Source organism: Pseudoalteromonas sp. McH1-7 (assembly GCF_013366255.1).
Taxonomy (GTDB): domain Bacteria; phylum Pseudomonadota; class Gammaproteobacteria; order Enterobacterales; family Alteromonadaceae; genus Pseudoalteromonas; species Pseudoalteromonas peptidolytica.
The window spans coordinates 12,041-30,042 of the sequence record NZ_JABWPQ010000021.1 but is presented as its reverse complement, the minus strand read 5'-3'; the positions used below and the strand labels follow the sequence as shown (position 1 = coordinate 30,042).

Annotated in this window: 18 protein-coding genes and 1 tRNA gene; 12 read left to right on the top strand and 7 right to left on the bottom strand. The window is 43.0% G+C overall.

The window, feature by feature from the left end; genetic code table 11:
* Positions 1 to 23 precede the first annotated feature (23 nt).
* Entirely contained in the window at positions 24 to 683 is a 660-nt protein-coding gene (locus tag HUZ36_RS15130) for a hypothetical protein (RefSeq protein ID WP_176033284.1), read from the top strand.
* Here the strand turns inward: HUZ36_RS15130 and HUZ36_RS15125 are convergent.
* Positions 660 to 1,640, bottom strand: a complete 981-nt coding sequence (locus HUZ36_RS15125; RefSeq protein ID WP_252095152.1) for an extracellular solute-binding protein — start codon at positions 1,638 to 1,640, stop codon at positions 660 to 662. The genes HUZ36_RS15130 and HUZ36_RS15125 overlap by 24 nt on opposite strands.
* 156 nt (positions 1,641 to 1,796) lie before the next feature.
* Here HUZ36_RS15125 and HUZ36_RS15120 point away from each other — a divergent pair, with 156 nt between their 5' ends.
* Positions 1,797 to 4,454 (top strand): sensor domain-containing protein, encoded by a 2,658-nt coding sequence (locus HUZ36_RS15120; RefSeq protein WP_176033282.1) that lies wholly within the window; start codon positions 1,797 to 1,799, stop codon positions 4,452 to 4,454.
* A gap of 98 nt (positions 4,455 to 4,552) precedes the next feature.
* Positions 4,553 to 5,371, top strand: a complete 819-nt coding sequence (locus tag HUZ36_RS15115; RefSeq protein ID WP_254879562.1) for an arylamine N-acetyltransferase family protein — start codon at positions 4,553 to 4,555, stop codon at positions 5,369 to 5,371.
* A 79-nt stretch (positions 5,372 to 5,450) separates the two neighbouring features.
* Here the strand turns inward: HUZ36_RS15115 and cysQ are convergent, their stop codons facing one another.
* From cysQ to cysG, 6 genes are read right to left on the bottom strand one after another with little or no spacing between them, the layout of a single operon-like run.
* Positions 5,451 to 6,221 carry a 3'(2'),5'-bisphosphate nucleotidase CysQ gene (gene cysQ / locus HUZ36_RS15110; protein ID WP_176033280.1) on the bottom strand — a complete coding sequence of 257 codons (771 nt, stop codon included), beginning with the start codon at positions 6,219 to 6,221 and terminating at the stop codon, positions 5,451 to 5,453.
* 3 nt (positions 6,222 to 6,224) lie between these two features.
* Positions 6,225 to 6,821, bottom strand: coding sequence for an adenylyl-sulfate kinase (gene cysC / locus HUZ36_RS15105; protein WP_147389247.1), 597 nt, complete (start codon positions 6,819 to 6,821; stop codon positions 6,225 to 6,227).
* An 11-nt stretch (positions 6,822 to 6,832) separates the two neighbouring features.
* A complete protein-coding gene (locus tag HUZ36_RS15100; protein WP_176033321.1) occupies positions 6,833 to 8,557 on the bottom strand; it encodes an SLC13 family permease in 1,725 nt (574 codons plus the stop codon).
* Between the two features lie 33 nt (positions 8,558 to 8,590).
* Complete coding sequence (gene cysN / locus HUZ36_RS15095; RefSeq protein ID WP_176033279.1) at positions 8,591 to 10,006, bottom strand: sulfate adenylyltransferase subunit CysN; 1,416 nt, start codon at positions 10,004 to 10,006, stop codon at positions 8,591 to 8,593.
* Complete coding sequence (gene cysD, locus HUZ36_RS15090) at positions 10,006 to 10,905, bottom strand: sulfate adenylyltransferase subunit CysD (protein WP_125251547.1); 900 nt, start codon at positions 10,903 to 10,905, stop codon at positions 10,006 to 10,008. The genes cysN and cysD overlap by 1 nt, the downstream gene beginning before the upstream one ends.
* Positions 10,906 to 10,947: 42 nt before the next feature.
* Positions 10,948 to 12,369 (bottom strand): siroheme synthase CysG, encoded by a 1,422-nt coding sequence (gene cysG, locus HUZ36_RS15085; RefSeq protein WP_176033278.1) that lies wholly within the window; start codon positions 12,367 to 12,369, stop codon positions 10,948 to 10,950.
* A gap of 350 nt (positions 12,370 to 12,719) precedes the next feature.
* Between cysG and deoC the strand changes: the two genes are divergently transcribed.
* The 9 genes from deoC (at position 12,720) to rplL (ending at position 17,770) form a co-directional block, all read left to right on the top strand.
* On the top strand, positions 12,720 to 13,475 hold the full coding sequence (deoC, locus tag HUZ36_RS15080; protein ID WP_128730626.1) for a deoxyribose-phosphate aldolase: 756 nt from the start codon (positions 12,720 to 12,722) through the stop codon (positions 13,473 to 13,475).
* Positions 13,453 to 13,953 carry a hypothetical protein gene (locus HUZ36_RS15075; RefSeq protein WP_176033277.1) on the top strand — a complete coding sequence of 167 codons (501 nt, stop codon included), beginning with the start codon at positions 13,453 to 13,455 and terminating at the stop codon, positions 13,951 to 13,953. The genes deoC and HUZ36_RS15075 overlap by 23 nt, the downstream gene beginning before the upstream one ends.
* Before the next feature lie 96 nt (positions 13,954 to 14,049).
* Positions 14,050 to 14,126, top strand: a tRNA-Trp gene (locus tag HUZ36_RS15070).
* Positions 14,127 to 14,259: 133 nt separating this feature from the next.
* Positions 14,260 to 14,637, top strand: coding sequence for a preprotein translocase subunit SecE (gene secE / locus HUZ36_RS15065; RefSeq protein WP_010376231.1), 378 nt, complete (start codon positions 14,260 to 14,262; stop codon positions 14,635 to 14,637).
* Positions 14,638 to 14,641: 4 nt separating this feature from the next.
* Entirely contained in the window at positions 14,642 to 15,199 is a 558-nt protein-coding gene (nusG, locus tag HUZ36_RS15060) for a transcription termination/antitermination protein NusG (protein ID WP_010376230.1), read from the top strand.
* Between the two features lie 167 nt (positions 15,200 to 15,366).
* A complete protein-coding gene (gene rplK / locus HUZ36_RS15055) occupies positions 15,367 to 15,795 on the top strand; it encodes a 50S ribosomal protein L11 (protein WP_099642992.1) in 429 nt (142 codons plus the stop codon).
* A 6-nt stretch (positions 15,796 to 15,801) separates the two neighbouring features.
* Positions 15,802 to 16,506, top strand: coding sequence for a 50S ribosomal protein L1 (gene rplA / locus HUZ36_RS15050; protein ID WP_125251551.1), 705 nt, complete (start codon positions 15,802 to 15,804; stop codon positions 16,504 to 16,506).
* Positions 16,507 to 16,841: 335 nt separating this feature from the next.
* Positions 16,842 to 17,336, top strand: coding sequence for a 50S ribosomal protein L10 (rplJ, locus tag HUZ36_RS15045; protein WP_125251552.1), 495 nt, complete (start codon positions 16,842 to 16,844; stop codon positions 17,334 to 17,336).
* Positions 17,337 to 17,407: 71 nt separating this feature from the next.
* Positions 17,408 to 17,770, top strand: a complete 363-nt coding sequence (gene rplL, locus HUZ36_RS15040) for a 50S ribosomal protein L7/L12 (protein ID WP_125251553.1) — start codon at positions 17,408 to 17,410, stop codon at positions 17,768 to 17,770.
* Positions 17,771 to 18,002: the final 232 nt, after the last annotated feature.

Sequence of the window (18,002 nt, the reverse complement as noted above, 5' to 3'; positions counted from 1 at the left end):
AGTTATCGTGCTCAAGGATGAATATGAGATATATTTATTTAGTAGCCGCTTGCTTGCTGAGCGGTTGTAGTACCCAAACTTTACACATTTTTGAATCAGGGCTAGACGACACCACGAGACAAAATCTGATGCGTGAGTTAGCGCAGCGAGAGGTTAATTTTCGTTTTACTTCACTGCCTGTTCCTGAAAAGTATGATAGTGCACGTTTGAATATTGCGCCGATGACATCGGGTGAGAGATGGCTTGGAGAAGTTGAGGCGGCTGTAAAAGCGGTTGGTTTTGAATCGCTCACCACTTCTGAATTTAACATGGAAGGGCATCGCTATACTCCCGGGAATGCTGGGCTGTACTTGGTTAAAAATAGAGCCGTGCAGTTACTTCCAAACCTATTATTTTCTCATCAATGTGACGATGCGCTGCAATTGCAGCTCAACCCAAGGGGGAGCTGGGAGCAGGTTGGGAGCCACTACCAAGGTCGCTGGCGTTATGAAGGTGGTCATCTTACCTTGACGTGGCGTGAAAATGATAACAAATACCCCTATCAACAAGTATATTCAGAGCATGAGCACAGTGTACAAACCTTACAGGGTCCAAAGCCGGCTAAAACATTTACCAGAATACAATTAGCCAAACGACCTGTACCAATATTTAATTGTGACTTACAGGTGATTTTCGCTAATTGATTTAATCACCGCCTGTGCTCGTTTTACTTGCTTTAAACCTTGTTTGATTTGTTCAATAGCTGGATGAAACGGCACAAGGTTGTATTGTGCGCTGCCAAGGACAGGATATTCGTGAAGTAACTCAGCATACATAGACTGGGTACTTGGTTTTAATAAAAACTCCACAAACTGCATGGCTGCCTTGGCATTAGGCGCATGTCGTGAAATTGCTGCTGTGGTTGTGGAAACTGGAGTTTTACCCGAGTGCATTTTTATATGGTGGATCTCGAGTTGCTCTGCCAGTATCTTGTCTCTTTTATTGTCAGAGTGGTGCATCATTAGCCAGTAATAATGATTAGCAAACGCCAGTTCACATTGCCCAAGAGCAAGTGCTCTAAGTTGATCTCTATCACCGCCAACTGGGCGTTTTGCTAGCAATGTATTGGCTTGTTCTAGCCACATGTAATCGCCAGAGTATGAAGAAGTATAGAGTATTGATGCCAGAGCGAGGTTATAACTATGAGACCACTGACGAATACAAAACTTCCCTTTAAATTGTGGCTTATTCAGATCAGAATAAACCTGTGGTAACGGTGTATTTGAAGCTTTTCTTCTAAATATGGCGCGAGTTCGCATCGAAACGCTGACCCAGCGTTTATCATCATCTTTAAACGCAGGATTAATGATGTGCCAACTTCCAATCTCATCTAATGGGCGTAGTAGATCTTTATAGTCATGCAGTTGGATCAGATCAGAAGTCAGTAGTACGTCTGCTTGCGAGTTAATTCCATCAGTTCTTAAGCGTGAGAGGAGCTGCTGTGACTTGCCATTGACGAGATTGACACTTATGCCCGTCTCTTGCTCAAAAGCGTGAATAACAGGTTGGATAAGCTTGTATTTTCGAAATGAATAAACGTTAACTTGTGGCTGTGATGATTGCAGCGCGATGGCTTGATCAAAATGTACCCAAAAAAGCAAAAAAAGGAAAAGTTTACTTTTATTCATTGTAAATAAGAATTATTATCGAATGGCAGTAGCATACAATGTTTAGTAAATATGTCCAGATTTAAACGACCGCTAATTAGTAATATCAAAGATGTTAAAGCCTTGCGTACCATACGGCGATGCTTGCCAATGTTTGGTTTATTGTTTTTGTTTACGTCTTTGCTCTACGTAGGCGTGATTGTCAATATTTACTACCAAGAGCAGCTAGATCATAAACAAGAGCAGGAGTTATCAAGGCTTGAGTATTTACTTAATGGTAAATTGCAACATGTGGCTCATTTGCTTTATTCAATAGATGCTTATTTAAACCGACATCAAAGTGCTGATTTTTATGAAATTGCTCAGTCTCAGCTAGCTACAACCAATTTAGGGTTGAGTATGGAAACATATGTATTGGTTGAGCCCGGACAGTTCTCAGCACTTGAAACCGCACAGCGAAATCGTGGTTATTTTGACTTTAAAATCCGTCATAACGAGGTAAGTGAATCTGGCCGCTGGTTGGTGGTAACTAAAGCTGCACCAGTCTCAGAAGTTGGTCAAACCGTGGGGCAGGCTGAGCTTTTGACAGAAGATATATTTACTCAACAAAATCAAAATGCACTATCTACTTTTGTGTGGCCAAATCAAAAGAAGCTCAGCCTCTTAATACAGCAAGCTAAAGGGGACGAGTTTAACGTAATACTTGGGTTAAGCTTTGAATTGCCTATTTTGCTGGAATCATTATTTGGTCAACTCTACCAACAACGCAAACAGCATCTCGTGGTTGCCTCCAAGGGGGAGGCTATTTATAGTTCCGATTGGCAACAGCAATTTGCTTTGGATGAATTCACACCAAGTGCTGAGCGAACCATCAACTTCTATGGTATGCCCATTACCATGCAGTTGTTTGATGAGTCTCTTTTGCATCCCAGCTGGTTAAATAATCATAAAATCTTAATTGTGCTTTTCTTATCCGTTGTCACTGTGTGTATTCTTTTGGTTTGGTTGCAGCTGCAACAGCTAAAGAATCGCAACAAAACAGTAAATAATCTCGTGGTTGAGAGAACCAAACGATTGGAAATTACCAATCAAAGGTTACAAAGCGAGTCAAATAAACGACTAGGGGCACTGCAGCAACAGGTAGCGGCTGAACGAAAGTATAAAAGCCTGTTTATCAATAGTCATGAAGGGCTATTCGTTTTAAATCAAGATGGTAACATAGTAGACTCAAACCCAGCATTCAATCAGCTTTTGTTTGCGGGCAATCCGCCTAAGCCTGAAACCAGTTTTGCGACACTCATGCAAGATTATGAGTGCAAAGGTCTATGGCAAGACACTGTAAAGAATAAGCACGCGCACCAAGAAATGGAGTGGCTGGCAACGTCTGAGTGTGGTGAGCATATTTGGCTTAGGCACTCAGGCAACTGGTTGCACCTCCCTGATTCATGTCTGTATGAAGGCCGAGTAACAGACATTACTCAAGGAAAATTACTTCAAGAGCAGCTGAGGTATAAAGCACAACATGATAGCCTCACCGATCTCCTTAACCGACAAAGTTTTATTTCTTTAGTTGATAAAGTGCGCGAAAAACAGAGCGCAAAATATACACTGTTATACATTGATTTAGATAGGTTTAAATTGATAAATGACATGTTAGGACATCAAGCTGGCGATAAGTTATTAGCTGAGTTTGCTTCGCGCATGCGTGGGTTGCTAAGTGGTTACGCTGAGATTGCACGACTTGGAGGCGATGAGTTTGCCGTCCTCATTGATGATAAGCAACTACCGCAACCGATAGAAGGGGTATTAGAAGATGTTTTAGTACAGATCCGTGCACCCTTTTCACTAAAAGATCAAGCGCATAGTGTAAGTGGCAGTATAGGAGTAAGGCATTTCACAACACCTTGCATCAGCTGTGACGCTGAAAAGTTACTGCATGATGCTGATATTTCGATGTATGAAGCCAAAAAGCGCGGCAAAAATACGTATCATATTTTTACTAACGCGATTGCTAACGAGGCGGGACGAAAGATTCAATTGGAGCAGGCATTGAACGTGATGAACCCTGTTCAAGAGCTGACGTTAAATCTGCAGCCTGTGTATTGTCAGCAAGGTAAATGTTTGAAGGGGTTTGAAGCATTGTTACGATGGCACAATCCTTTGCTCGGTGATGTAAGCCCAGCTGAGTTTATTCCCATCGCTGAGCAGTGTGGAAAAATTACCATGCTTGGTCAGTGGGTTTTTGAACAAGCGCTGAGTTTCATTCATGATGTGGGGGATGACAGTATGTTTGTTGCTGTCAATGTGTCTCCGTTACAGCTACATTCTCAGCAATTTGTGGATTGGCTGATAGAACAGTGTGAAGTCGCATCGATCTCTGTATCACAAATTAAGCTAGAGCTAACCGAATCTGCGATGATGGCAGAGGAGAATATGCTAGTTGAGCCATTAAAACGCTTACATGACGCAGGATTTGGGATCTATATTGATGACTTTGGTACTGGTTACAGCAGTCTGGCTAGGCTCAATCATCTGCCAATTGACGGAGTAAAAATTGATAGATCATTTATCGCAGGGATTGAGTATGATGACAAAGCCGAGCAGCTTATTGAGGCAATTTGCGCTATTGCTAAGAGCTTCAATCTTGTCGTAACAGCAGAAGGGATAGAAACGGCGGCGCAATTAGCTGTGATGTCTCGGCTTTATTGTCAGCAAAGTCAGGGGTATTTAATGTCAAAACCTTTATCAGTAGAGCGCGCAAAGCACCTACTTTTATCAGACTCAAAAATACATCAGTTGTTTGCATGATGTTGATGGTAAAAAGTTTATATTAAGTATTGACCTAAACTTAAGTCGAGGTTTTAACCTGCTCCCATCAACTTAAGGATTCAGTGATGGAATTAGCAATGAATATTAAATATTACCTAGATAGCTTGTCTCTAGAGCAGGGCTCAGGCCTTGCACTTGTAACTGAGTTGCAGCAAAAACATTTAGATCGATACGCCTTTTCAAGTATTAATGCTATGTATGGTGAACGCTTATTACTTGATGAAGACACTTTATTTAATCGCCTAATCACCCAAAAGCAAGGTGGCTATTGTTTTGAACAAAACAAGATTGCCTATTTGGCGTTACAACAGCTAGGCTTTACGGTTCGACCTGTGCTTGCAAGGGTAATGCTCAATGGTCAACAGGACAACCCTCGCTCTCATCGCATGACGCTACTAGAACTGGAGGGGGAGGAGTACTTAGTTGACGTTGGTTTTGGGGTAAAGTCTCCCCGAGCACCCATCAATATCAACCAAGCGCTTAGTATACAAGGACGCCAAACTTATCAGGTACAAAAATCATCTGATTATGTGAAAGTGACATTGTTAGAGGAAGGAGAAGCTCCGCTCACTTTGTATCATGTTGACTTGGGTGAAATCTTTGAATCAGATTGTGAAATAGGCCATTTTTTCTCTCATCAACACCCTGATGCTGGGTTTGTTAATAACTTGATTGTATCTCGTGTCAGTCATTGCCATCGCTACTTGATCCGAAACCAAAGCTACTTTGAATGGCATGAGTGCGATGGAAATGTAGTAGAACAACCGATCGAAAGCTTTGCGCAGCTTGAGAAGTTAGTAAGAGAACAATTTTCTTTAACTGTACCCAGCGAAGTTTTAAAACAGGTGTACGATAAAGTACTGACTCGGGCTGCGAATAAACCAACCAATACTTAGCATAAGTAAACCCTACGCCAAGATTGGAGGTATCGGTTGAATTAATCTCGGGCTAACATGTATAAGCGACTATGTGGTATCACTCTTCTAATCTAGACACCACAAAGTAGGGATTGAGATAGTCAGCTTTTTGGTTATACCGTAGCGGCTCACCATTGAGCTGGACTACGCTTGCTCCAGCGATATTTGCAACTGCATGTCCAGCGCCTGTATCCCATTCAGAAGTGGGGCCTAGGCGTGGGTATACATCGGCTTTGCCTTCTGCGACTAAGCATAACTTCAATGAGCTTCCCTTTGGTACCATATCAACTTGTTCAAAACGGGTAAGATATTGTGCAAGATCAGCTGACGGGTGGGAGCGCGAACCAACCACTTTAATTACGCCTTGGTTTGGTTTAGTGGTGACTTTAAGTTCAATGCGCGCTTCACCGGTTTGTTTGAAAGCGCCAATGCTTTGTTCAGCGAGGTAGCTTTCATTGAGTGCCGGAGCATGAACGACACCCAGAATGGGTTCGCCGTTGTTGATAAGCGCGATGTTGACGGTAAACTCCCCATTTTTTTTGATAAATTCCTTTGTGCCATCGATTGGGTCAACTAGCCAGTATGATTGCCACTGACGGCGTTCTTCCCAGTCAATTACCGCACTTTCCTCGCTTAAAATTGGGAGCTCTGGGGTAAGTTCTTTTAGTCCTGCAACTATCACTTTATGTGCAGCAAGATCTGCCTCAGTGACTGGACTCTCATCTTCTTTAAATTCAATGTTAAAGTCCTTGGCATAAATCTTCATAATTGCTTCACCAGCGCGAATACTCAGATTTAATACTTCTTCTAGCAGATCCGTATGATTCATGACTTACCTTATGATATTTTTTGACAGTAGATACTCTATTAGTTGCTGGACAGAACATTCCAACGACTGCTCAGAAGTATTTAAACATATTTCTGGGTTAATTGGGGGCTCATACGCAGAATCAATGCCGGTAAAATGTTTTATCTCGCCTGCACGCGCTTTTTTATACAGTCCTTTTGGGTCTCGCTGTTCACAAACGTCGAGTGGAGTATCAAGGTAAACCTCAATAAACTCACCTTCAGACACCAAGTCACGAACCATATCTCGCTCGGCTTGAAAAGGCGAAATAAAAGCGGTGAGCACGAGCAATCCGGCATCGACCATTAGCTTACTTAACTCACCAACCCGGCGAATATTTTCGACACGATCAGCATCGCTAAATCCTAAATCTTTACAGAGCCCATGTCTGACATTATCGCCATCTAATAGATAGGTATGTATATTTCGCGCTAACAGTGCATGTTCTAAGGCATTGGCTACAGTACTTTTTCCCGAGCCTGAAAAGCCAGTAAACCAAAGTATACAAGGTCTATGAGCTTTTAATTGGCTGCGTTTGGTTTTATCTACGGCATAGTGATGCCAAACAATATTTTCGTCCATATTCTGCTCTGTTAAAATGGAAAGACAAATGGAATTACAATGAGTACCGTTGCGGAATAAATCAGCGACAAGGGCAGCCCTATGGTGATGTAGTCACGAATACGGTAGTTGCCTGCGCTATACACCATTAGGTTTGTTTGGTAACCAAATGGTGAAATAAAACTTGCTGATGCACCAAACGCGACCGCCATCACAAAAGGCAAGGGGTTGACCCCAAAGCCGCTCGCGAGTGCATAGGCAACCGGAAATGACAGTGCGGCTGCCGCGTTGTTAGTAATAAGCTCTGTAAATACTACCGTCATCACAAAAATAGCGATAAAGGCACCATAAGGACCAAAATCTCCGAGTAGCCACAGCAGGCTAGATGAAATTTCAGCTGCCAACCCGGTTTCAATCATGAGTTTGGCGAGCCCAATTGCACTGCCGACGATCGCGACCAGCTCGATGGGAAAGCGACGTTTCATCTCAGGTACTTTAATAGTACCAAGTAGTACAAGTGCGCCTAATAAAACAATTAGCCCTTTAACTAGCGGCACAATACCAAAGATACTCAAGCCAATGACGGTGGCAAAACTAGCCAACACCGTATTAGACTTATTGCTAGAAAGGTGTGCTTGAAGGTCTAGTCCTGAAATATAGACAAACTCGCGTTTCAGGTTTGGCAGTGCATAAAAGTCACTACTCGGTGCCAAAATTAATGAGTCACCTGCTTGTAACTTAACTTGCCCGATCCCTCCTTGTAGTCGATCATGTCCACGACGAATGGCGATAATCGCAGCATGAAACTGTTCTCTAAAGCGGATCTCTTTAATGGTTTTCCCTAAGAATCGAGACGATTGGCTAACAACGACTTCGACTAAATGCTCCACGTCTTTTTCGTGTTTATCATGGACTATCTTGAGTCCATCAAAACGTTGCAAGAGGGGGACTGAATTGATGTCTCCAACAAATAATAATACGTCGCCTGAAAGGATCTCTTGTTGTGGCGTAACTGCACAAATACGCCTTTCTCCACGTATGATTTCGGCAAGGAATAAGTCTTTCAAGTCGCGCAGACCATTTTCCTCTACGGTACGACCGACGAGTTTTGAGCTAGGCTCTACTCTTCCTTCAAGATAGAACGGCACCACTTCGTCATCATTTTTTCCATTATCAGGCAAATACTTAAGCATGATGGTGATAGTCACCAAACCAACGGCCAAAACCGCCAGTCCTACCAAGGTAAAATCAAAGAAGCCAAATGGCGCCATACCAGCTTCAACAGCAAAACCATTGACGATTAAGTTTGTTGATGTCCCTATTAATGTCAAAGTTCCACCTAAGATGGCGGTATATGACAATGGGAGTAGAAGCTTAGAGGGGGCGTGGGTTTTACTCTCCTTAACCTTAGTAATGAGAGATGCCACTACAGCTGTATTATTGGTAAAAGAAGATAAAAATGCAGTTGATAGTCCAAGCTTTAAAACCGCTTTTGTTAAGCTCCCTTGTGCCATTGACTGGGCAAGTTTGCTTACCAGCGTTGTTTTTTCTATTGCTATGGAAACCAAAATGAGCAAAACAAGCGTGATCAACGAAGGATTAGCATAATTGGCTAGCATGGATTCTAAATCGATCAATCCAGTCAAATAACTCGTTGCAATTGCACCTGTAAACAGCCAAGCTGCGTTAATACGTGTGGCAAATAGACACACGATTAACGCTAGCATAATGCCTGTTAAAATGACTTGTTCCATAATACTGTCATACCTCGACTAACAGGCGCTGGTGCATTATTTTAATTTCGAAATATCAAGCGCTTGCCAATGTGGAAAATGCTTGCGAACTAATGCGTTAAACTCAATCTCAAAGTCGCTAAATTGACTTGAGGATGTGGTGGTCGCAGTTTGTACCTCTGCTACCATACCTGCACCAATGGTTAGGTTGGTGAGGCGGTCAATTAAAATGAACGAGCCAGTTTCATGATTGTGGCTATACTCGTCAGCAACTACATTTTCAGTAAGCTCGAGTGTTACAATGGCAATTTCATTTAATGATAATGAATCTGCCTGGCCATGCTCAAGAGTATTGACATCAATTGTATAGTCAATGTGCGTTATGGTTGCAGTGGTTTTCTTGCTGCCTAGTTTGATGTTGTAGCTCTTACCAAGTTGTAGCGGTGTTTCATGCATCCATACAAGCTTAGCACTAAGCTTATTGGTAACTTGAGCGCTGGAGTTGGCTGGCACAATGACATCTCCACGGCTGACATCTACTTCGTCATTGAGGGTGATGGTGAATGCTTGACCCGTTTCTGCCTGTGCTAGGTTACCATCAAATGTCACCAACTCTTTAATCGTTGACGTTTTGCCTGAAGGTAGGATCTTAACGGCGTCACCTACACGTAAGCTGCCAGATGTTAGGGTTCCCTGAAATCCACGAAAATCTAAGTTGGGTCGCACTACATACTGTACTGGGAAACGCGCTTCGAATGTGTGATTCGGTTCTGCTGCCGGAGAATCTTCGAGTAGCTCAAGTAGTGGCTTATCATTGTAATAAGGTGTTTTTTCTGAGCGATTAACAACGTTGTCACCTTTCAATGCAGACATTGGCACAAAGCGAATATCTTCTACATTCAGTTGCTCAGCAAACTTTAAATAGTCAGCTTTAATGCGTTCAAAAACGGCTTCTTCAAAGTCAACAATATCCATTTTGTTTATCGCGACTACAAACTGCTTGATGCCTAAAGAGTCACAGATAAAACTATGACGCTTTGTTTGTACTTGAACACCATATCGGGCATCAACCAGAATAATGGCTAAATCACTGGTCGAGGCTCCTGTTACCATGTTGCGGGTGTATTGCTCGTGTCCCGGCGTATCGGCAATAATAAATTTACGCTTCGCTGTCGAGAAATAGCGGTAAGCCACATCAATGGTAATACCTTGTTCACGCTCAGCCTGTAAGCCATCAACAAGTAATGCTAAATCTAGCTCTTCACCAGCATTGCCGACTTTTTCATTGTCTTTGTGTAGTGCCGCTAGTTGGTCTTCATAAATTTGGTGACTATCGTGGAGCAGGCGACCAATCAGTGTTGACTTACCGTCATCAACGCTGCCACAGGTCATCATGCGCAACAAGCTTTTGTCTTGTTGACGCGTTAAATAGGTTTCAATGCCTAATTCTTTTACTTCATTTGCCGTTGACATTAGAAATACCCCTCACGCTTTTTCTTCTCCATTGACCCTGCTGAATCATGATCAATGACTCGGCCCTCACGTTCTGACGACGTTGATAGCAACATCTCTTCAATAATACCAGTTAATGTATCTGCTTCTGACTCAACAGCGCCCGTTAGCGGGTAGCAGCCAAGTGTTCTGAAGCGTACAGATTTCATTTCCGGCACTTCACCTTCAGCAAGTGGCATACGATCATCATCAACCATGATAAGTGTACCGTTTCTTTCTACTACAGGGCGGGGCTTAGAGAGATACAACGGAACGATTTCAATTTGCTCTTGATAGATGTATTGCCAAATATCAAGCTCAGTCCAATTAGATAATGGGAATACGCGGATGCTCTCACCAGGATTCACTTGGCCGTTATAGGTATTCCACAGCTCTGGTCGTTGATTTTTTGGATCCCAGCGGTGGTGTTTATCTCTAAATGAGTAAACTCGCTCCTTTGCTCTGGATTTCTCTTCATCACGACGGGCGCCGCCAAATGCAGCGTCAAAGCCATATTGGTCAAGAGCCTGCTTTAGGCCTTGTGTTTTCATAATGTCGGTATGCTTGGCGGAGCCGTGGACGAAGGGGCTAATATTCATTTCGAGCCCTTCAGGGTTTTTGTGCACAAGCAATTCAAAGCCATATTCTTTTGCTAAGCGATCGCGAAATTCAATCATTTCTCTGAATTTCCAGTTAGTATCAACATGGAGCAAAGGAAATGGTATTTTTGCAGGGAAGAATGCCTTTCTCGCCAGGTGCAGCAGTACCGAAGAGTCTTTGCCAATAGAATACAACATTACTGGGTTTTCAAACTCAGCGGCAACCTCACGAATAATCTTTATGCTCTCAGCTTCTAATTGCTGGAGATGAGTTAAAGCCATGATTTATGTCCTACTTATAAATTTAACTATCTTGTACAGTGATTACGCAACTTGCGTAATCGGTTGAGCGAAACTGCTTATTTGATTGTTCTTATTAAACCAAGCTAGTTGCTCATGTAATGCAGCGACCTCACCGATTATCAGCAGAGCAGGCGAGCATATACTATGTTCATCGATTGCTTTGGCTAATTGGTCAAGCTGTGTCCTTATTACCCGCTGTGATTGTCGCGTGCCATTCTCAACTATGGCGACAGGGGTGCTAGGTGAACGACCATGCGCAAGCAATTGTGCTTGAATATGGGGAGATTTGATCACACCCATGTAAACCGCGAGGGTCTGGTTGGCTTTCGCTAACCCATCCCAATCTAATTCTTGGCCATCTTGTTTACAGTGGCCAGTAACGAATTGGATCGCTTGAGCATGATCTCTATGCGTTAGCGGGATCCCTGCATAGGCGCTACAGCCAGCTGCTGCTGTGATCCCAGGTACGATTTGATATTGGATCCCATGCTCTGCAAGTACTTGAACTTCTTCTCCACCTCGGCCATAAATAAAGGGATCTCCCCCTTTTATACGACAAACTTTCTTGCCTTGTTTTGCGAGATCTAACAGAATTTGATTGGTTTGTTCTTGCTTTACACTATGGTTGCCTGCTTTTTTACCGACGCAGATCAAATCAGCGTCGCGACGTACAAGTTCCATGATTTCATCAGAAACTAAGTAATCATACACCACAACATCTGCTTGTTGCATTAGTTGTAATGCCTTAAGCGTCAGTAGCTCTGGGTCGCCAGGGCCCGCACCGACGACATAAACCTCACCTTCAGGTGAAGGAGTACTTGCTAACATGGCTTCAAGTTGCATTTGTGCACTTTCATTATTGCCAGCTTGTACTTCACTAACTACATTTGAATCGAAAACTGATTCCCAAAATTGTCGTCTATCAGCAAAGTGCTTAAACCGTGACTTTACCTTATGTCTAAATTGGCCCACTAAATTCGCAAGTGGGCCGATATGTTGAGGTATCAGTGTTTCTAATTTTTCACGTAAGCGCCTTGCAAGTACCGGAGCTGTGCCTGCACTGGATATGGCGATGGTAATTGGATTTCTGTCGACAATAGAGGGGAAGATAAAGTTACACTTCGGTTGGTCATCGACAACGTTAACAAATAGGTTACGTGCTTCTGCTAATTGCGCGACTTCGGCGTTGACAGCTTCAATGTCGGTGGCTGCAATTACCAGCATCGCATTATCTAAATCTGTTTCGTCAAACTTTTTATTTCTAAGTGTCACTTGAGCTTCGGCAGCAAGTGTTTCAAGTTCAGAGCAAAATATTGGAGCGACTAACGTAACAGCTGCATTTACTTTCAAGAAGGCGCGACACTTTCTTAGTGCAACTTCACCACCGCCTATGATTAACACAGGTTTATTTTCTAATTTGGTAAAAATAGGCAAGTATTGCACAGCGACCTCTTAACTTTTTGATAATGGATGTCAGACCGATGTCCAGCATCATTGATAGTTGGCAGCATATAGAGTTGCAAAACGAGGAAAAAATAATTTAAACCGACCCCATATAACCAAAAGTTATAAAAATCACAGTTTAAATTAATTTTTCTATTTTTTCATGCGGTTAAGTTTGTTTTGACCCAGCCTAAGTTAATATATAGCCTTTGGTTATGAGTTATTCATTATAAAGTAGCAAGAGCCACAGTATGGGTAGTTATCCATCAAAGTGCGGACATTTGTCCTATTGCTGTTTTAGCGTATGCTTTTAACTTGGCTTTCTAAATACAGTGAAAAGGAAAACAATAATGACAGTTAAAGCTGATGCTCAGCTGGCACTGAGTTTGATGGATTTAACCTCGTTGAAAGACAATGACACTACGCAAAGTATCATGGCGTTGCTAGACAGCATAGATCCAACTATTGGTTTACCTGCCGCCATTTGCGTGTACCCACAATTCGTCACACTGGTGAAGCAGCAACTGCAAATACGCCAGTGGCAAACAATAAAAATAGCAACGGTTACAAACTTTCCGTCAGGGGAACAAAAGCTAGAGCAAGTACTGAAGCAGACTCAGCAGGCCATTGCCGATGGCGCTGATGAGATAGACCTGGTATTGCCTTATCAACAATTGATAGCCGGAGACCCTGATACGCCATGGCAATATGTACAATCTAGTAAGGCGCTGTGTGCGGGGAAAGCCAAACTAAAAGTGATTATTGAAAGTGGTGTGCTAGCAACATCTAAGTTAATTGCAGAAGCGTCGCAATTAGCGATTATGGCGGGTGCTGACTTTGTCAAAACAAGTACAGGCAAGGTTACGGTGAATGCAACACCTGAAGCGGCTGAAGTGATCTTGCAGGTCATTAAAAATAGCGGTAAAGACGTTGGTTTCAAAGCGGCAGGTGGCGTAAAGTCAGTAACTGAAGCCCAAGTCTATTTACGCATGGCAGAGGAGATTATGGGCGCAAATTGGTTGAACGCTGATAATTTTAGGTTCGGTGCTTCAAGCTTATTGAGTGATGTTGCAGTGGTTGTAAATGGACAGAGCAAGCGAAGCTGAAAAAATTAAATTAGAGCATGATGCCGTGAAACTGTTTTTACGTTGCTATGAAGAACAGTTTTCGGTACCTATGCGTCATATTTGGCATAACCAGCCGAATAAGCCGGATGCGAGCTGCTATCAAGGAGAATACAAACTTGATATAGAGGTTGCCCATTTTTATGCCAGCGAACAAGAAGCCATGGCGGTGCTCGGGCGTCCATTATCACTTTCTATTCAACGCGAATTGGCGGCAATGAGTCAAACTGTTAATAGCGATCCTTTAAGTATCGGGCTGCAACGTCTGTTAAATCAAAAAGCCAAAAAGAAATATGATTCAGAGCGCGTATGGCTACTAATTCGAAATGCTAGCCCCATTTATCATAGTGAGGATTTTAAACGTCTCAAAAACAGCTGGGCGATACCGGATAGCCATCCATTTGAGGAGGTTTGGCTACTTTGTGATTTTTATCAAGGGGAGCTTTTGCAGCTTTTTTAATCGCGATACAAATTCAAGATCTGATTAATTGCTACTTTGCACATCTTTTACACTTGTTTTCGTTTGCTTCGTCAGTATAATGGGCATCCACTTTGCAGGGGCGTAGTTCCAATTGGTAGAACAGCGGTCTCCAAAACCGATGGTTGCGGGTTCGAGTCCTGCCGCCCCTGCCAATTCAGCAACAAGTCCACATTTAAAATAACGTGACCCAAAACCACTTAAGTCGCTTATTTGTAAATTTGGATTGAATGGATTTACCCTGTTCTATGCAGGGTTGTTGTGTCTGTATTTAAGGTAAAATTGATTATGAGCACTAATGTTGAAAACTCGTCAAGCTCGATGGACACGGTAAAGTGGCTAGCTGCTATTGCACTTCTAACTGGTGCCGTAGTTGGTAATTATCTATATGCCGATTTATCTGTTTTAGTACGCGCTGTTGGCGTAGTTGCGGCTATCGCTGCGGCTTTGGGCATTTTGGTAACGACTGAGAAAGGCCGTACCTTTATCGCTTTTGCTAAAGAATCACGTATTGAAGTACGTAAAGTTATCTGGCCAACGCGTCAGGAAGCGACTCACACTACTTTCATCGTGATCATTGCAACGGTGATTATGGCATTAATCCTATGGGGATTAGATGGTATACTTTTCCGTGCAGTAGGCTTTTTAACTGGATTGGAGATCTGATCCCATGTCGGATGAGAATAAAGAAAAGAAATTACGTTGGTACGTGATCCAAGCGTTTTCAGGTTTTGAAAAACGCGTAGCACAAACCATTATCGAGCATATTAAAATCGAAGGGCTAGAAGACCTATTCGGTGAGATCCTTGTGCCGACTGAAGAAGTGGTTGAAATGCGTGCAGGTCAGAAACGTAAATCTGAGCGTAAATTCTTCCCTGGCTATGTCTTGGTTCAAATGGTAATGGACGATGCGTCTTGGCACTTGGTGAATAGCACACCACGTGTAATGGGCTTTGTTGGTGGTACGTCAGACCGCCCTGCACCAATCAGTCAGAAAGAAGCTGATCGTATTCTTAACCGTCTGCAAGAAAACGCGGAAGCACCGAAACCAGCGACATTGTTTGAACCTGGTGAAGTCGTTCGTGTTACCGATGGTCCATTTGCTGACTTCAACGGTGTGGTTGAAGAAGTGGATTACGAAAAAAGCCGCTTAAAGGTATCGGTACTTATCTTCGGTCGTTCAACGCCTGTAGACCTAGAATTTGGTCAGGTTGAGAAAGACAAGTAAAATCTAACTTGAAAAAGTTGTCAAAGGCCGCTGATTAATCTATAATCAGCGGCCTTTTTGTTATTGCGTAAAAAAACGCGACAAAAAGACTGTTTTTTTAACTGGGAAGCCGTTTGAGTACGCGTCCTCGCGCGCACGAGGCAAAGACCCACAATTGAGGTATTATCATGGCTAAGAAAGTTGAAGCTTTAATCAAGCTACAAGTTGCTGCTGGTATGGCTAACCCTAGTCCTCCAGTAGGTCCTGCACTAGGTCAACACGGTGTGAACATCATGGAATTCTGTAAAGCGTTCAACGCACGTACAGAGTCTCTAGAGAAAGGTGCACCTGTTCCTGTAATTATTTCTGTTTACAGTGACCGTTCATTCACTTTTGACATGAAGACTCCACCTGCTGCATACCTTCTTAAGAAGGCAGCTGGTATCAAGTCTGGTTCTGGTCGTCCTAACACTGAGAAAGTTGGTACAGTTACTCGTGCTCAGCTTGAAGAGATCGTTGAGATGAAACGTCCAGATCTTACTGCTGCTGATATGGATGCAGCTGTACGCACGATCGCAGGTTCTGCACGTGCAATGGGCTTGAACGTAGAGGAGTAATAGAGAATGGCTAAATTAACTAAGCGTATGCGTACTATCCGCGAAAAAGTGGATGTCACTAAAGAGTACGAAATCAACGAAGCTGTTGCTCTTCTTAAAGAACTTGCTACTGCTAAGTTTGTTGAAAGTGTAGACGTTGCTGTAAACCTGGGTATCGATGCTCGTAAATCTGACCAAAACGTACGTGGTGCAACTGTACTACCTCACGGTACTGGTCGTGAAGTACGCGTAGCGGTATTCACTCAAGGTGCAAATGCTGAAGCTGCTAAAGAAGCTGGTGCTGATTTAGTAGGCATGGAAGACCTTGCTGAGCAAGTTAAAAAAGGCGAAATGAACTTTGACGTTGTTGTTGCTTCTCCAGATGCAATGCGCGTTGTTGGTCAACTAGGTCAAATCCTAGGTCCACGTGGTCTTATGCCTAACCCTAAGACAGGTACTGTAACACCTAACGTTGCAGAAGCTGTTAAGAACGCTAAAGCTGGTCAGGTTCGTTACCGCAACGACAAAAACGGTATCATCCACACTACTATCGGTAAAGTAGACTTTGACGCTAACCAACTTCAAGAAAACCTTGAAGCGCTAATCATTGCGCTTAAGAAGGCTAAGCCTTCTACTGCAAAAGGTACTTTTGTGAAGAAAGTAAGCATCTCTACTACGATGGGTGCAGGTGTTGCTGTAGACCAAGCTACACTAAATACTCAAGTAGTATAATTTAGAGTTTGGCGTTTACATGGCGTAAAAATTAGACTATAATTTTGCGCCATTTTGTAGAGAAGTGTGCTTCTTTACAAAGCAAAGAATTCGGGTTGAAGCGTATAATTTCGAAAATTGTTGTCTTAATAGTCTACAATAAATCGATAAATTGCGTTTCCGTCCAAGACCGTAGGTGCAAAAGCTTGCTTTTGCTTAATTAATCGCCTACGTAGACGGTGTGAATCCCAGCTAGATTTTCCTAATCTTCTGGTTCTCGCCGTAAAAAGCAGCTCTACTTCGGTAGAGTAAAGTAGAACTGGGAAGTTTTTCCCAACAAACCAGGAGTAACACCCATGGCTTTAAATCTTCAAGACAAAAAGGCAATTGTTGCTGAAGTCAACGAAGCTGCCAAAGGTGCTCTATCTGCAGTTGTTGCAGATTCTCGTGGTGTGACAGTAGACGCGATCACTGCTCTTCGTAAAGAAGCTCGTGAAGCGGGTGTATGGATGAAAGTCGTTCGTAACACTCTAGCTAAACGTGCTGTTGAAGGCACTGACTATGAATGTCTTAACGAGTCGCTAGTAGGCCCAAGCCTAATCGCTTTCTCTTCAGAGCACCCAGGTGCTGCTGCGCGTATCTTTGCTGATTTCGCGAAAAAGAACGAAGCATTTGAGCTTAAAACTGCTGCATTCGAAGGTAACATCGTTGACGTAGAAATGCTTGCTAAGCTACCTACTTACGACGAAGCTGTTGCACGCTTAATGAGCGCTATGAAAGAAGCGTCTGCCGGTAAATTGTGTAAAACAATTGAAGCAGTACGTGTACAGAAAGCTGAGCAAGCTGCTTAATCCAAGCACCGCTCCTTTCATCAATAAATTTTTAGAACCACTTGGGTTCGTGAATAATTAGGAAATTTGAAATGTCTGTAACTAAAGACCAAATCCTTGACGCGATTGCTGAAATGTCAGTAATGGAAGTTGTTGAACTAGTTGAAGCTATGGAAGAGAAGTTCGGTGTAACTGCAGCTGCTGCTGTTGTTGCTGCTGGTCCTGCTGAAGCTGCTGAAGAAAAGACTGAGTTCGACGTAATCCTAGCTGCTGCTGGCGGTAACAAAGTTGCTGCAATCAAAGCGGTACGTGGCGCAACAGGTCTAGGCCTTAAAGAAGCTAAGGCGCTAGTTGAGTCTGCTCCTGCACCTATCAAAGAAGGTGTATCTAAGGACGAAGCTGAAGCACTTAAGAAAGATCTTGAAGAAGCTGGTGCTGAAGTTGAGATCAAGTAATCTAGCTCCCGCTAGGTTCGCTGCCTGAGAAATCAGGCAAGGGCTGGTGATTATTTAATCACCGGCCTTTTTGCGCTATAGAGCGATGTATTTCTATCGTGCATACAACTTCAAATTTCAGTGTAATTTTCAATAACTTAGATCTTTGTTGAAAATCGCAATGGCGTTTGAAGATACACTGTCTTGGTTACACTAGAACTTCAATAAAGCGCAACTGATGCGTATTAAAGTC

Excerpts from the sequence above, each read along its gene's own strand:
- cysC (WP_147389247.1), bottom strand. The coding sequence starts at position 6,821 with ATGGACGAAAATATTGTTTGGCATCACTATGCCGTAGATAAAACCAAA.
- deoC (WP_128730626.1), top strand. The coding sequence starts at position 12,720 with ATGACAGTTAAAGCTGATGCTCAGCTGGCACTGAGTTTGATGGATTTA.
- nusG (WP_010376230.1), top strand. The coding sequence starts at position 14,642 with ATGTCGGATGAGAATAAAGAAAAGAAATTACGTTGGTACGTGATCCAA.
- HUZ36_RS15130 (WP_176033284.1), top strand. The coding sequence starts at position 24 with ATGAGATATATTTATTTAGTAGCCGCTTGCTTGCTGAGCGGTTGTAGT.
- cysN (WP_176033279.1), bottom strand. The coding sequence starts at position 10,006 with ATGTCAACGGCAAATGAAGTAAAAGAATTAGGCATTGAAACCTATTTA.
- secE (WP_010376231.1), top strand. The coding sequence starts at position 14,260 with ATGAGCACTAATGTTGAAAACTCGTCAAGCTCGATGGACACGGTAAAG.
- rplK (WP_099642992.1), top strand. The coding sequence starts at position 15,367 with ATGGCTAAGAAAGTTGAAGCTTTAATCAAGCTACAAGTTGCTGCTGGT.
- rplL (WP_125251553.1), top strand. The coding sequence starts at position 17,408 with ATGTCTGTAACTAAAGACCAAATCCTTGACGCGATTGCTGAAATGTCA.
- HUZ36_RS15075 (WP_176033277.1), top strand. The coding sequence starts at position 13,453 with ATGGACAGAGCAAGCGAAGCTGAAAAAATTAAATTAGAGCATGATGCC.
- cysQ (WP_176033280.1), bottom strand. The coding sequence starts at position 6,221 with ATGAATCATACGGATCTGCTAGAAGAAGTATTAAATCTGAGTATTCGC.
- rplA (WP_125251551.1), top strand. The coding sequence starts at position 15,802 with ATGGCTAAATTAACTAAGCGTATGCGTACTATCCGCGAAAAAGTGGAT.
- rplJ (WP_125251552.1), top strand. The coding sequence starts at position 16,842 with ATGGCTTTAAATCTTCAAGACAAAAAGGCAATTGTTGCTGAAGTCAAC.
- HUZ36_RS15115 (WP_254879562.1), top strand. The coding sequence starts at position 4,553 with ATGAATATTAAATATTACCTAGATAGCTTGTCTCTAGAGCAGGGCTCA.
- HUZ36_RS15120 (WP_176033282.1), top strand. The coding sequence starts at position 1,797 with ATGTTTGGTTTATTGTTTTTGTTTACGTCTTTGCTCTACGTAGGCGTG.
- cysD (WP_125251547.1), bottom strand. The coding sequence starts at position 10,905 with ATGGCTTTAACTCATCTCCAGCAATTAGAAGCTGAGAGCATAAAGATT.